Below are 14,564 nucleotides of genomic sequence, written 5' to 3' on the forward strand. Positions count from 1 at the left end.
TGCCGTCTGCCGCTTTTTTGACAAACTCACGCTAGTGCGAATCATTTCATTTGAAAAATTCAATCTTCATATGTTTACTATCTGAAAATCAGAATACGATGCTCAAAAATATCGCACCGCAAAAACACGTAATTTCAAACGCTTGAGCCAATTTTGCGCGTTTGCGTGCGGATATATGCCGCTTTTGATATCGGTCCTTCTGATTTTCCGATGGCAAGGTTTGGTTTATTGAATAGGAAGGCACAGTCATGGCGCTCAGTCTCCGGCAGCTTCGCTACTTTGTCGCGACCGCGGAACTCGGCCAGGTATCGCAGGCTGCGGTGGACCTCTCCATTTCGCAGTCGGCCATAACGACGGCAATCAAGGAACTGGAGCAGACGGTGGGCTCCAGCCTGTTCATTCGCGCGCCACACGGCATGGACCTGACGGCGGCCGGGCGCCAGTTCCTGTCGCACGCATATGAGATCTTGAAGAAGGTCGACGAGGCGACGCATCTCAACGTCGTCAACCATGAAGTCGAGGGTACCCTAACGGTCGCCGCGACCTATACCGTCATCGGCTATTTCCTGCCCCTGCACTTCGAACGGTTGCGGCGTCTCTTCCCCAAGCTCGATATCCAACTTTTCGAACTGACACGGGAATCCATCGAGGAGGGTCTTCTGACCAACCGCTACGACATGTCGGTGCTTCTCACCTCCAACATCCTCAACCCGTCGCTTGTGACGGAAAAAGTGCTGAGTTCAACCCGCCGCCTGTGGGTACCGGCGCAACATCACCTGCTGCAGGCGGATTCGGTGGGATTGGAGGAGATCGCCGAAGAACCCTACATCATGCTGACCGTGGACGAGGCAGCCCATTCGTCGCTGAAATACTGGAGCGCCTCTCCCTACCAGCCGCAGGTGATCCTGCGCACCTCGTCGGTCGAGGCGGTTCGCTCCCTTGTCGCCAACGGCCAGGGCGTGGCGATCCTTTCCGACATGGTGCATCGGCCCTGGTCGCTGGAAGGACGGCGGATCGAAACCATCAATGTGCGCGATCCAGTGCCCGCCATGGATGTCGGCCTTGCATGGCGCAAGAATATCGAGCTTTCGCCGCCGATGCTCGCCTTCCGATCCTATTTCCAGCAGGCATTCCACCTGCCAGGGAATGCGCGCTAAGACTATAGTTTTGTATTGCTCGCCTTGATAGGATTCGAACCGTCGACCACTACAATTAAAGCGCAATCGATGGGAAATCAGCTCCCGAGCAGCCTTTGTCTCACGCGAGAGTGTAGGCGGTCTTGACGGTTGTGTAGAATTCGTTGGCGTATTTGCCCTGCTCGCGCGCGCCGTGGGACGAGCCTTTGCGGCCGCCGAACGGCACATGGAAATCGACGCCCGCCGTCGGCAGGTTGACCATCACCATGCCGGCCTCCGCATTGCGCTTGAAATGTGCCGCGTGCTTCAGGCTCGTGGTGGCGATGCCGGAGGACAGGCCGAACGGCGTGTCGTTGGCGACGGCCAGCGCCTCCTCATAATCCTTGACGCGGATGACCGCGGCGACGGGGCCGAAAATCTCCTCCCGCGAAATACGCATGTCGTTCGTCGCCTCGGTGAACAGCGCGGGCGCAAGATAGAAGCCGGGCGTGTCGCGCTTCAGGCGCTCGCCGCCGAAGGCGAGCCTGGCACCTTCCTTCTGGCCGATCTCGATATAGTCCGTGTCCTGCTTGAGCTGGCTCTCGTCGACGACTGGACCGATATGGGTGCCGGTCTTCAAAGCGTCATCGACGACGACACCCTTGAGCCGCTCACCGACGGCGGCGACGAACCGGTCATGGATACCTTCCGTCACGATGACGCGCGAGGAGGCCGTGCAGCGCTGGCCGGTCGAGAAGAAGGCCGAGTTCACCGCGGCTTCCACAGCAACGGTGAGGTCCGCATCGTCGAGCACGACGAAGGGGTTCTTGCCGCCCATTTCGAGCTGGTACTTGCGGTTATGCTCGATGGAGGCGGATGCGACGCGCTTGCCCGTGCCGGTGGAGCCGGTGAACGTGATGGCATGCACATCGGGACTGTCGAGCATGGTCTGGCCGACGACGGAGCCCTTGCCCATGACGAGGTTCAAGATGCCCTTCGGCAGGCCGGCGCGATGCAGGATGTCGACGATCGCCCAGGAGCAGCCGGGCACGAGGTCGGCCGGCTTGAAGACGACCGTGTTGCCATAGCAGAGCGCCGGCGCGATCTTCCAAGCGGGAATGGCGATCGGGAAATTCCAGGGCGTGATGATGCCGACGACGCCGACCGGCTCGCGGGTGATCTCTACGCCGATGTTTGGCCGAATGGAGGGTAGCACCTCGCCGGCGAGCCTCAAACACTCTCCAGCGAAGAAATCGAAGATCTGGCCGGCGCGCACGGTCTCACCGATGCCTTCCGCCAGCGTCTTGCCCTCTTCGCGCGACAGCAGGCGGCCGAGCTCGTCCTTGCGGGCGAGGATCTCGTCGGCGGTTTTTCTGAGGATCGCATGACGCTCGAGGATGCCGGAGCGCGACCAGGCCTGGAAGGCCGCCTTCGCTGCCGCGATTGCCGTTTTGGTGTCCTCGACGGAGGCGCGGGCGTATTCGCCCACCACGTCGTCGGTGTTCGACGGGTTGATGTTCTTGATCGCATCCGTCCCGACCCATTCGCCGGCGATCAGGTTTTGGTGGAGTGTCATACTTCCCTCCTACGTTCTACATCCCTGGAAAGGGCCGCCTCTGTAAGAAGGCGGCCCTTCAACCGTTACTGGCGCTTATGCTTTCCGATCAGCGCTTCCATCATGCCTAGTTCTTCAGTCGTGAGATCCTTGAGTGGCGAACGGACCGGACCGGCGTCAAAGCCCTGCAGTCTGACGCCTGCTTTTACGGCAGCGACCGCATAGCCCTTGGCCCGATTTCGGATTGCCATGAAGGGATAGAAGAAATCATTGAGGTAAGTCTCGCATTTTGTCCGATCTCCGGCCCGCAGCGCATTGTAGAAATCGATCGCAAGACCCGGAACGAAGTTGAAGACTGCGGACGAATATGTGGTGAAGCCAGCTCCTAGATAGGCTTCCGCGAAGAGCTCGGCTGTCGGCATACCGCCGAGATAGGTCAGACGATCGCCCATCTTCGCGGTGATCTGGCGGACAAGCCCGATATCGCCAGTGCCATCTTTGAAACCCACGAGGTTGGGGCATGCATCGCAGAGCCGCGCGAGAGTGTCGGCCTGCAGCACTGAATTATCGCGATTGTAGACCATGACGCCCATGCCCGTCGCATCGCAGACTGCTTTGATATGCTGGTACAGCCCTTCTTGTGGAGCGTCGATCAGATAATGCGGCAATAGTAGGATGCCGTCTGCCCCAGCCTTTTCGACGGACCGTGCGATGGAGGTCGCGATCTCTGTGCCGTATCCGCAGCCCGAGACGATGGGAGTGGTACCGGCAGCCTCTTTCGCTACTCTAACAATTTCGGGGATTTCATCGGGCGTCAAAGAGAAGAACTCGCCCGTTCCACCTGCGGCAAACAGCGTCGCGGCCCCGAAACCGGACAGCCAGTTAACATGCTCGGCATAGCTGTCGGCCTTGAACTTTCCATCCGCGCCAAAGTGGGTTACCGGAAAGGAAAGGAGCCCAGCTCCCAGCGCATGCTTCAAGTCTTCGGTCTTCATGGATTTACCTCCTGTGGGGGGAAGCGCACTCGGGCGCCTCCGCATTGATGATTGAATGATTGGAGACGCCGTTCAGGCTTTCAGGGACTGAACCATGGCGGCCAACCGGTCGCAGGCAGCTTCGAGTTCCCGGTCGGATGCCGCGATTGAACAGCGGATGAAGCCGGGCGCGCCGAATGCGGCACCTGGCACGCTCGACAGGCCGAACTGCTGCAGCAGATGGGCGGCAAAGGCTGGATCGTCGGCCAGCACCTCGCCTGCCGCGGTCTTTCTGCCGAGCAGCCGGTGAACGCCGATGAATGCATAAAAGGCGCCATCCGGTGGCGTGAAATCCACGCCCTCGATCTGCCCCAGACGTTCGGCGACGATTTTGGAGCGGCTGGCAAATATCGCCGCCCCGTCCCCGACAAACGCCTGGTCGCCCGTCAACGCAGCAAGGGCTGCCGCCTGCGCGACGGTCGAGACCGAGGTGACGCTCTGCGACTGCATCTTGTTAAGCGCTGCGATCAAAGCCTTGGGACCGGCGGCGTAACCGACGCGCCAGCCGGTCATGGCGTAGGCTTTCGATACGCCGTTGACGATCAGCGTGCGGTCCCGCAAGTCCGGGCAGGCCTGCGCGAAAGACACAAAAGGCACGTCCTTCAGCAGCACGTGCTCGTAGATCTCGTCCGAGACCACCAGCACGCGAGGGTGGCGGGCCAGCACCTCACCGAGCGCACGGTATTCGTCCTGCGAATAAATCGCACCGGTGGGATTGGACGGGGAATTCAGCATCAGCCAGCGCGTTCTTGGCGTGATCGATGCCTCAAGCCTTGCAGCATCGATCTTGAAACCGACCTCTGAGCTGCAGAACGTGTAGACCGGTTCACCGCCATGCAGCGATACGATGTCGCCATAGGAAACCCAACAGGGCGTCGGGATGATCACCTCGTCGCCACGCTCCAGTGTGGCAAGAAACAGGTCGAACAGGATCTGTTTGGCGCCATTGGCTACCATCACCTGGTCGACGGTGTAATCGAGCTGGTTTTCGCGCTTGAACTTCACCGTGATCGCCTTGCGGAGGCTTTCCGTACCGGCCGCCGCACCATACCGGACGCCACCCTTGCGGATCGCGGCTACAGCAGCGTCCGCCACATGTGCGGGAGGCTCGAAATCCGGCTCGCCAAGCGACAGGTCTATGATGTCGCGGCCGTCCGCAGCCAATTTCTTTGCCGCCATGGCGATTGCCATGCTCGGCGACGACTTTATACCAGCCGCACGTTTGTTTTCGAAACTCATGTCCAAATTCCCGGAAAACTGTGGTGGTGACCGGCCGATTTCTCCGCCGGTCAAAAGCGGATTAGCTATTCGGCACGTAGTCGAAATCCTTGTCTCGCTGCGCTGCCGCGGGATCACGCTTATCTGGCGCGCCGTATCCGCCACCGCCGGGGAGTTGCAGGATCAGTCTGCGGCCGGCCGGCACATGCTGGCGCCCCTTGGTGGCAAGAACCGTTCCGTCATCAAGCAAGACGGCACCCGCCGCGCCATTGGCTCCGCCCTCGCGTCCACGGGCGGGATGGTCGACGCGGTCGAACATGGCGTTAAAATGCATCTCGTGACCATCTGTCGGAGAAATTTCCACGACCTGGCCGAGACCGCCGCGGAACTGGCCGACACCACCGGAGCCGTCACGCAATTCCTTACGCCAGAAAATCACCGGCCCGACATGCTCAGTCGCCTCGATAGACATGGAATGCACGCCGCTCGGGAACGCCGTGGCGCTGAGACCATCGAGCGCGGAACGCGCACCGGCGCCTCCGCTGTTGAACAGGAGCACTTCGGCACGCTGACCGCCATCGGCGGGCGCCTTCTCGCCCTGAAGCGGCCTGACGCTGACATGCAGGTTCCACAACGCTCCAGCGCCTTCCGCCGGCACCTTGCCCGGCAGCATCTTGTGCACGGCGCCGAGTACCGCGTCGGGTACCAGATGGCCAAGCACGTGGCGAACGGACACAGGCGCAGGGTGCTGCGCATTTAGGATGCAGTCCTCCGGGGCCGTTACACGGAACGGCAGCAGAGACGCGTGGTTGTTGGGGATCTCCGGCGCAATCGAGCATTTCATGCCATAGCACGCATAGGCGGCCGAATAGATGATCGGGCAGTTAATACCTTTCGGGCTTGGCGGTGAGGTCCCCTCGAAATCAGCCAGGATATGGTCCTCTGCCACGTCGAGACGCACCGCAATGTCGATTGGCGAACCGTAACCATCGACACGCATGGTGTTGGAATAAGTTCCCTTCGGCAGGGCCGCGATCCGCTCGATGGTGGCGTCGTAGCTGCGCTTGAAGATGAATTCGCCCAGCGTCTCCAGATCCGCCAGTTCGAACTCCTCCATCATGTCCATCAGCCGGCGATGGCCGATCTCGTTGCAGGCCGCTAGCGAATAGACGTCACCCACAACCTGGTGGCTTTCGCGGACGTTGTTGTGCAGGATGTTGACGAGGTCCTTGTTGACCCTGCCGCGCTCGGCGAACTTCATGATCGGAACGAAGATACCTTCTTCGTAGACCTCGTTGGCATCCGGACCAAAACCGCGACCGCCCACATCCACCACGTGCGCCGTGCAGGCGAAATAGCCGACGAGCGCCCCATTGCGGAAGCTGGGCGAGACGACGGTGAAATCGTGCAGGTGGCCTGTGCCCTTCCACGGATCGTTGGTGATGTAGACATCGCCCTCGAAAATGTTTTCAGGCCCGATGTCGCGGATGAAGTGGCCGACGGCTTCGGCCATGGCGTTGACGTGGCCGGGTGTGCCGGTTACCGCCTGGGCGATCATCTTGCCACCGCGGTTGAAGACGCCGGCGGAAAGATCGCCTGATTCACGCACACTGGTCGAGAAGGCGGTTCGGATAAGCGTGACGGCTTGTTCTTCCACAACGGAGATCAGCCGGTTCCACATGATCTGCATGTGGACGTCGGAAAGTGCGTTTGTTTTCATGTCAAATCCTCCGTTCAAGCGCTGCGCTTGACGCGTATGAGCAGGCAGCCATCCGACTGCATGATGACTTCGCGGCTCATGGTGATAATCGTTGAAGTCTCGCGTTCCGTGATGACGGCGGGACCGGCAACCCAGTCACCCGGCTTCATGTCGGCGCGCGCGACGATTGAGGCGCTCTGAAAGCTGCCTTCCTGAACGTCGAAGATCTCGCGGGTACCGCGGACCTTTGCTTCGCCAACCTTACCGGTTTTGCCTATCTTGGCCGGTGGGGCGACCTTTGAGGTTGCGCGCAGGGACCAGCTGACAATCTCGACGTCGAGACCATCGATGACCCGGCCGAAAAAATGTTCATACTGCTCGTCAAAGAGCTTCCGGAACAGGTGGCCATCCGCATCGGCGTAATCGCGCACCTCGATCGTGACCGGCACTTCCCAGCCCTGGCCGACGTAGCGCATGTAGGCCGTGCATTCGAGATCTGGATTTGCCTCAGGCGAACCGGAACGCACGAAGGATACGGCCTCGGCGCTGAGGTCCGCGATCGTCTGATTGATAGCATCCGCAGCGAACCGACTAAGCCGGCTGTAGGCGCTTCGCACGCTTTCGAAACCGAATGGAGCGCGCAGGAAGCCGATCGCCGAACCGACGCCGGCACCCGGCGGGATGAGCAGGTCTGACATGGCGAGCTTTTCGCACAGACGGGCGGCGTGGATCGGCGCCGCGCCGCCGAAGGCGATCATGGTGAACTCGGAAAGTTCCTTGCCATTCTCGACTGCATGCATGCGCGCGGCGTTGCTCATGTTTTCATCGACCACTTCGCTGAGGCCGTAAGCAGCCGTCGCGATATCCGTCCCGAGTTTTGATGCGAGATCCGCCTCCATCGCTTTGTCGGAGGCCGGGCGGTCAAGCTTCATCGCACCGCCGGCGAATTCGTCCGGGTCAAGGCGACCGAGGATCAGGTCGGCATCGGTGACCGTCGGGTTTGCACCGCCACGGCCGTAGCAGGCCGGGCCTGGCTCTGAACCGGCGCTGTGCGGCCCGACACGTATCTGCCGCATGCTGTCGATGGTGGCGATCGAGCCGCCACCAGCGCCGATCTCGACCATTTCGATGACCGGAATGGAGATCGGCATCCCGCTGCCCTTTTTGAAGCGCCAGGTGCGGGCAACCTCGAACGTCTTGGCAGTCTTTGGCGTCTGCTTTTCGATCAGGCAGATTTTGGCGGTTGTGCCACCCATGTCGTAGGACAGCACCTGGTCGAGGTCGTAGCTGCTGGCGATATGGGCCGCGAAGATCGCACCGCCGGCAGGACCGGATTCAAGCAGGCGCACCGGAAATTCGATGGCGCTCTCGACGCTGATGATGCCGCCGCCCGAGTGGATCATGAAGACCGGGCAACGCGTGCCTTCCTCGGTAAGACGACCGACGAGGCGGTTGAGGTAGGATGCCATCAGCGGCTTGACGAAGGCGTTGGCGCAGACGGTGTTAAAGCGCTGGAATTCGCGCATTTGCGGCGAGACTTCCGACGAGATCGAGACGGAAATATCGGCCTTCTTGGCGAGGAGACGATCACGAACCACCTTCTCATGTGCGCCGTTCAAATAGGAGTGGATGAAGCCGATGGCGACGCTGTTGTAGCCGCCAGCGATGATGTGGTCACAGAGCGCATCAACTTCGGCAAAATCCAGCGCCTTTAGCACCGAACCATCGGCACCGATCCGTTCGTCGATGACGAAACGTTCGTTGCGCGGCACGAGCGGCGCCGGCAGCACGATGTCGAGGTCATATTGCTCGAACCGGCTTTCGGTGCGCATTTCGATAACGTCGCGAAAGCCMTTGGTGGTGATAAAGGCCGTGCGGGCGCCGCGCCGCTCGATCAGGGCGTTGGTGGCGAGCGTGGTGCCATGAATGATCGTGTCGATCTGCGAAAGCTCGACACCTGCGACCTCCGCCACCTCGTGGACACCCTTGACGATCGCGTTTTCGGGATAGGAATAATCGGTCAGCACTTTGATCGAATGGAGCGTGGTGCCAACCTCCATCGCGACATCGGTAAAGGTGCCGCCGATATCGACACCAACCCTGATCTGCTTGCCATCTCTCGTCATCTTTTCGACTATGCTCCCTAAGCGAGCTGTTGTTGCGCTTGCCCGATGACCCGATTTTCGGCGTGCAGCGGCCTGTCCCCGCCCGCACAGACAGGCGGGGGCCAAAAGCTCTTCAATGTGTTGAGTTTCTCAAGCTCAGCGCGACGGCTGTAATGGCCGCGCAGAGCTGTGGCGTTACTGTTTCCCGGTAAAGTCTACACCCKGCAATTCTGTCGGAAGTTTTGCACGGTCGACGCCGATCCACTTCTTGTAGAGGGCATCGAGTGACCCGTCCGCCGTGTGCTTGGTCACGAAGTCAGTCAGGAAGGCGAGCAGTTCCTTATCGCCCTTGCGGACTGCCATGCCCTGGAAGTTGTCGGCAACCTTGTATTTGCGTTCGAACTGCTTGTCATAACCTGTCTCTTTAATGACGAGGCCATAGGTGACGCTGCCTACGATCGCATCAACCTGACCGGACAAAAGCGATTGAACAGTCGTGGCGTCGTCATCGAAACGCTTGATCTGCGTACCCTTCGGCGCGACTTTGACCAGCAGCGGCTCGAAAGCGCTGCCGCGGTTAACGCCGATCACGTATTTCGAAAGATCCTCATTGCCCTTGATGGCAGCGTCGGTCTTTCCCCAGACAGTAATGTCGTTCGACGAATAGGGGATGACATACTGGATTACCTTGGCGCGTTCTTCGGTGATCGTCATTGACGGGACCAGGAAGTCGACGTTGCCGTTCACAAGCAGCGGAATGCGGTTCTGGCCCGTAATGCGCTCGAACTTCACCTCGACGCCCAGCTCCTTGGCGATCATCTTGGCGATCTCGATGTCGAAACCGTCATTGCCGCCCTTGGAGTCGATAAAGCCCCATGGAAACTGGTCCATCTGCACGCCGATGGTTGCCGTGCCCTTGGCCTTGATTTCCTCTGGCGTGCCAGCCATAGCCGTCGTTGTGAATGAAGTCGCGGCGAAGAGGATGGCGGCAAGGCCGCTCAGGACCTTCGAACGCGAAGGGGTCGATATTGTCTTGGTCATGTGATCACCTCTGGTCGGTTTCTTGGCATGCGTTCTTGTTTTACCGCGCGGCGTTGAGGCGCCGCTCGATCCGGGCACTGCAGTAGGTCAGGGGTACGCAGATAAAGAAGTAGATGAGTGCGACCGCCCCATAGACCTGCAGCGGCTGAAACGTGATGTTTGCCATCAACTGGCCGGAGCGGGTGAGCTCCGTAAGACCGAGCAGAGCGGCGAGCGCGGTGCCCTTGATTAGGTTGACGAGAAAGCTGATGGTGGCCGGCAGACCGATGCGAAAGGCCTGGGGCAGCACGACATCCACCATCCGATGCATGTAGCCGATGCCCAGTGCGCGTGCCGCCTCGCTCTGCCCATCGGGAACGGCCTGGATGCTTCCGCGCCAGATTTCACCCAGAAACGCGCTGGTATGGAGCGAAAGACCAATCGTCAACGCCACCCAGACATCTACCTTGAAGCCGAGAAGCGGCAGCCCGAAATACACAAAGAACAGCTGTATCAGCAGTGGTGTGCCCTGAAAGATCTGGATGTACGTCGCCATGAGGATGCGCAACGGTTTCCATTTGCTGGTGCGTCCAAGCGCGACAGTCAGGCCCAGCGCTCCGCCGACGGTGAAGGCAAGAAGCGAAAGGACAACTGTCCAGCGTGCACCTTCGACCAAAAAGAGGAATTCATTCCAGCCAAATTGACGGATCATCGGACTGCCTCACTTTGTCGGATAGGAAAAATAGACCCGGCCGATCATGCCGAGAGCGACGGAAACGAACTGGGACAACAGGAGGTAAATGACCCCGAGCGTGAGATAGATCTCGAAGCTGCGGAATGTCTGGGCATCCAGCGTCTGTGCAAAATAGGTGAGTTCCTCCGCCGAGACCGACGAGACCAGACTTGAGTTGAGCATCATCAGGATGAACTGGCTGCACAACGCCGGATAGACGGCTCGGATTGCCGGCCGGAAGACAATGAACCGATAGATATCGGCAGTATGCATCCCGAGCGCCCTGCCCGCTTCGATCTGGCCTGGACGGATGGACTGCACACCGCCGCGCACGATCTCGGCCGCATAGGCCGCACAGTTCAGCGTCATCGCCAGAATCGCCGCTTGTTCCCCGCTAAGCCGGATGCCAAGTGCAGGCATGCCGAAGAATACGAAGAACACCTGAACAAGGATGGGCGTGTTGCGGATCAGCTCGATGTAGCCAGTGGCAATGGTGCGCAGCGTCGGCACCTTGCTCATGCGCATCATCATGAAGACGATACCGAGCGACAATCCAAAGACCATCGAGAGAGACGACATTCTCAACGTTCCGATCACGCCTTCCAGTAGCGTCGGCCACGCGGCGAGAAGAGGTGCGAAGTCGAAGGTATAATTCATCAGACGCTCCTCAATGGTTGAGGATCTGGCTGAGGAACGTTTTGGTTCGCTCGTGAGCCGGATTGCTGAAGAATACGTCGGGCTTGGCGCTTTCTATGATCTCGCCGCGGTCCATGAAGATGACGCGGTGGGCGACGGCACGCGCAAAGCCCATCTCGTGGGTGACGCAGATCATCGTAATGCCGTCGTCTGCAAGCGAGATCATCGTATCGAGCACTTCCTTGACCATTTCGGGATCAAGCGCCGAAGTCGGCTCGTCGAACAGCATGATCTTGGGGTCCATGCACAGCGCCCGGGCGATTGCCACACGCTGCTGCTGCCCCCCCGACAGCTGGGCGGGATATTTTTCGGCCTGTTCAGCAATGTGCACGCGCTCCAGATGTCGCATTGCCTTATCCTTAGCCTCAGTCACCGAAGCCTTGCGCACACGACGCTGCGCCAGCATGCAGTTCTGCAGAACGGTCAGATGTGGAAAGAGGTTGAACTGCTGAAAAACCATGCCCACATCGCGGCGAATATGGTCGGCATTGCTGCCCTTCTGGCTCAGCTCCGTGCCGTTGACGGCGATGCTGCCCTCCTGGATTTCCTCGAGGTGATTGATACAGCGGATAAGGGTCGATTTACCCGAGCCCGAAGGCCCACAAAGGACGATGTGCTCGCCGCGACCAACGTCCAGGTTAATCGCTTTCAGGACTTGAAGATGACTATACCATTTGTTGACGCCCGTCATGGCTATGGCTTTTTCCGACATGCTGGTCCCGTTCATGGCCAGTTCCCCTTTATTTGCTGTCAGGTTTTCGGTGCGACTTCGAAAATGGCGTCGACTTCCACGGAGGAACCGCGCGGCAATGACCCCGCACCAAGCGCGGTGCGAACATGGCGCCCTTTGTCGCAAAAGATCTCCACGAGAAGGTCGGAAGCGCCGTCGATGACCGCCGGATGGCCTCTGAAATCCGCGGGCGCATTGACAAAGCCACGCAGCTGAGCGCAGGCGATGACGCGGTCAAGATCGCCATCCAGAGCAGCATTGATCCGTGCTACGATGTTGAGCGCGCAGAGGCGAGCAGCCTTATATCCGTCCTCGGGCGAAATGTCCTGCCCGACCACGCCGACATAATGCTCGACACCGTCGATCCGCGGGATCTGGCCTGATACGAAGAGAAGGCTCCCGACGAGCCTATGAGGAATATAATTTCCTGAAGCCGGTGCAATCGTAGGCAAAACGATACCGAGCTCCGAGAGACGTACGGCGACGACACCCATAGCAGCTTTCCATCATTGTCAGACGCGCGGATGCGCGAACCACGTTCCCCGGGAGCATTTACCAAAGCGCTACGATGCGTCGGATGTTGCTCCACTTTTCTGTCGATGAGAATTGATGAAATAGTACCTCTTGTCAAGACAGAATCAAGAGATAGTATCTCTTAAAGATGAAGATTGCGAAATTCTGATTTTATTCATATACAACAATACCTTAAATTCTTCCAATCGCTAGTACGCGGGCATTTACAGGCCTAACCAGCAAAATTTTTTTCACTCCTAAGCACGCAGAGCGGCTACCCGCATCTTCTATCAAGCCGGTGTGTGCACTCTGTATTAATAAAATTGGCGTTAAGTGGTAGCATCACCGTGGCGTGAAGTGTTATCTTATGTGAAACACCTACTTGCATTCTGCGGCGTGATTTTTGGAAAGGTACACAGGTTTTGGACACTCTAACGGGCCGAACAATTCAGGCACTCAAGGCTCATATCGGCGCCAGTCGGTTTGAAAGCGGTACCAAGCTGGGGTCGCTTGCCGAATTATCCGAACAGTTCGGCGTCAGCAGGACCGTCATTCGAGAAGCAGTATCGGCCTTGCGGTCCGACGGCATTGTCGAGTCTCGTCACGGTGTCGGGGTGTTCGTCCGCAATAAGCCAGGTCCGAGCATTGAAGATGTCAGCTCGCTGGATGCAAACCTCGCGCTTGCCCCGCTGGCTCGTCTGCAAACGTCATTCATGGACTTGCTGGAACTTAGAATGGCTTTCGAGGTTCATGCTGCCGGGTTGGCGGCCGTTCGGCGATCCTGGGCTCAGGAATCCAACATCTGGAACGCAGCCCGCGAGTTTGAAGCTTCACTTGAGGACGAGACAGCGCTTGACCATCTCGACTTTGTTTTTCACCGATCGATCGCAGAAGCAACAAACAATGGCGCCTTCATCGAGTTCTTCAGCCTTATGAGCCTGCAAATTCTGCCTCAACCGGCTTTTTCCAAGCAGCTCAATCCGGCCCTTATTACTCTCGACTATATTCAGAATACAGTGGTCGAACATCGAGCGATCTGTGAGGCGATCAGCTCGGGGAGTGCAGAACGGGCGCGCGAGGCCATGCGGGCACACCTCAGCAGGAGTCACCTGCGATATCGAGGCTTTTCAGATGGAGACAATTCGCCCCTCAGCAACGTCGCGTCGGAAGAATGAAACACACACCAATCATTGCACGCCTTGAAAGGATTGGAACCTGTCGCGACGCCGTCCAATGGATTAGATATTTGATTTAGAGATGAAATTTTGAGCGTCTTTCGTCCTGCGCATGGATCGGGGCGATCTGCCATTCCGCTACGTGGGCAAACATCGCCGTGCCCTCCTAAGGGATGTGCTCGGGCTGAAATCCAGGCTCGACGCCCGTCAAGCGGCGGTTGACGCGCTTGCCGAAGATACCGAGGACCTGATCCAGACCCATGGCCTCTGAACCGCCCGTCGCGGTTTATGATGCCTGCGGGCACCGTAACGTTAACCGAGCAGCGATCAAAATGTGGGATCTGGCGGTATGACCAGGGTCGCCCGTGATCCTCTTTATCGTCGCCACCGATTTCCAGCGGACGCGATTGCCCATGCCGTTTGGCTCTATTTCCGGTTTCCACTCAGTCTGCGAATGGTCGAGGATATGCTGGCAGCCCGTGGCGTCATTGTCTCTCACCAGACCGTAAGGCTCTGGCCGGAGAAGTTTGGCAGGCATTTCGCCAATAATATCCGGAAGCGATCAGCCGGCAGGCTCGGCAACAAATGGCACCTCGATGAGGTTGTCATCACGATCGCCGGCAAGAAACACTGGCTTTGGCGCGCCGTCGATCAGGCCGGGTTTGTTCTCGACGTCTTGGGGCAGAGCCGCCGCAATACCAAAGCTGCAAAACGTTTGATGCGAAAGCTACTGAAAGGACAAGGCCGTTCGCCACGTGTGATGATCACCGACAAGCTTCGATCCTACCGTGCGGCGAAGCGGGAAATCATGCCCGGCGTCGAACATCGCTCGCACAAGGGCCTGAACAATCGGGCAGAAAACTCCCATCAGCCTATCCGAAGGCGTGAGAGGATCATGAAACGCTTCAAGTCAGCAAGGCATCTTCAACACTTCGTTTCCATCCACGACCCGATCGCCAACCTCTTTTACA

At 58.8% G+C, this 14,564-nt stretch carries 13 protein-coding genes and 1 pseudogene; 4 read left to right on the forward strand and 10 right to left on the reverse strand.

Features of this window, described 5'->3' with window-relative positions; all coding sequences use genetic code 11:
* Positions 1 to 248: 248 nt before the first annotated feature.
* Positions 249 to 1,157 carry a LysR family transcriptional regulator gene (locus AC1DMK_RS25785; RefSeq protein ID WP_477863133.1) on the forward strand — a complete coding sequence of 303 codons (909 nt, stop codon included), beginning with the start codon at positions 249 to 251 and terminating at the stop codon, positions 1,155 to 1,157.
* A 100-nt stretch (positions 1,158 to 1,257) separates the two neighbouring features.
* On the opposite strand, the gene AC1DMK_RS25790 is transcribed toward AC1DMK_RS25785, so the two are convergent.
* The 10 genes from AC1DMK_RS25790 to AC1DMK_RS25835 all read right to left on the reverse strand — a co-directional run bounded on the left by AC1DMK_RS25790 (position 1,258) and on the right by AC1DMK_RS25835 (position 12,399).
* Positions 1,258 to 2,691, reverse strand: a complete 1,434-nt coding sequence (locus tag AC1DMK_RS25790; protein WP_037063166.1) for an aldehyde dehydrogenase family protein — start codon at positions 2,689 to 2,691, stop codon at positions 1,258 to 1,260.
* Positions 2,692 to 2,756: 65 nt separating this feature from the next.
* Positions 2,757 to 3,665, reverse strand: a complete 909-nt coding sequence (gene kdgD, locus AC1DMK_RS25795; RefSeq protein ID WP_037063169.1) for a 5-dehydro-4-deoxyglucarate dehydratase — start codon at positions 3,663 to 3,665, stop codon at positions 2,757 to 2,759.
* A 72-nt stretch (positions 3,666 to 3,737) separates the two neighbouring features.
* Positions 3,738 to 4,943 carry a pyridoxal phosphate-dependent aminotransferase gene (locus tag AC1DMK_RS25800; RefSeq protein WP_477863136.1) on the reverse strand — a complete coding sequence of 402 codons (1,206 nt, stop codon included), beginning with the start codon at positions 4,941 to 4,943 and terminating at the stop codon, positions 3,738 to 3,740.
* A gap of 61 nt (positions 4,944 to 5,004) precedes the next feature.
* A complete protein-coding gene (locus AC1DMK_RS25805) occupies positions 5,005 to 6,642 on the reverse strand; it encodes a hydantoinase B/oxoprolinase family protein (protein ID WP_477863138.1) in 1,638 nt (545 codons plus the stop codon).
* Between the two features lie 14 nt (positions 6,643 to 6,656).
* Positions 6,657 to 8,747 carry a hydantoinase/oxoprolinase family protein gene (locus AC1DMK_RS25810; RefSeq protein WP_477863140.1) on the reverse strand — a complete coding sequence of 697 codons (2,091 nt, stop codon included), beginning with the start codon at positions 8,745 to 8,747 and terminating at the stop codon, positions 6,657 to 6,659.
* A gap of 174 nt (positions 8,748 to 8,921) precedes the next feature.
* A complete protein-coding gene (locus AC1DMK_RS25815; RefSeq protein WP_477863142.1) occupies positions 8,922 to 9,767 on the reverse strand; it encodes a transporter substrate-binding domain-containing protein in 846 nt (281 codons plus the stop codon).
* Positions 9,768 to 9,807: 40 nt separating this feature from the next.
* A complete protein-coding gene (locus AC1DMK_RS25820) occupies positions 9,808 to 10,458 on the reverse strand; it encodes an amino acid ABC transporter permease (protein WP_477863143.1) in 651 nt (216 codons plus the stop codon).
* A gap of 9 nt (positions 10,459 to 10,467) precedes the next feature.
* Complete coding sequence (locus tag AC1DMK_RS25825; RefSeq protein WP_477863145.1) at positions 10,468 to 11,136, reverse strand: amino acid ABC transporter permease; 669 nt, start codon at positions 11,134 to 11,136, stop codon at positions 10,468 to 10,470.
* Positions 11,137 to 11,146: 10 nt separating this feature from the next.
* Positions 11,147 to 11,902, reverse strand: a complete 756-nt coding sequence (locus tag AC1DMK_RS25830; RefSeq protein WP_196246766.1) for an amino acid ABC transporter ATP-binding protein — start codon at positions 11,900 to 11,902, stop codon at positions 11,147 to 11,149.
* Positions 11,903 to 11,925: 23 nt separating this feature from the next.
* Positions 11,926 to 12,399, reverse strand: coding sequence for a RidA family protein (locus tag AC1DMK_RS25835; protein ID WP_037063188.1), 474 nt, complete (start codon positions 12,397 to 12,399; stop codon positions 11,926 to 11,928).
* Positions 12,400 to 12,840: 441 nt separating this feature from the next.
* Between AC1DMK_RS25835 and AC1DMK_RS25840 the strand changes: the two genes are divergently transcribed.
* The 3 genes and pseudogenes from AC1DMK_RS25840 to AC1DMK_RS25850 form a co-directional block, all read left to right on the forward strand.
* Positions 12,841 to 13,593, forward strand: a complete 753-nt coding sequence (locus AC1DMK_RS25840; protein WP_037063191.1) for a FadR/GntR family transcriptional regulator — start codon at positions 12,841 to 12,843, stop codon at positions 13,591 to 13,593.
* A gap of 103 nt (positions 13,594 to 13,696) precedes the next feature.
* Positions 13,697 to 13,864: pseudogene (locus AC1DMK_RS25845) on the forward strand (DNA-binding protein); the annotation flags it as partial.
* 78 nt (positions 13,865 to 13,942) lie between these two features.
* Positions 13,943 to 14,564: IS6 family transposase (locus AC1DMK_RS25850; protein WP_477863148.1), on the forward strand; the 622-nt coding region annotated here is incomplete at its 3' end.

Source organism: Rhizobium sp. 05L419 (assembly GCF_056397845.1).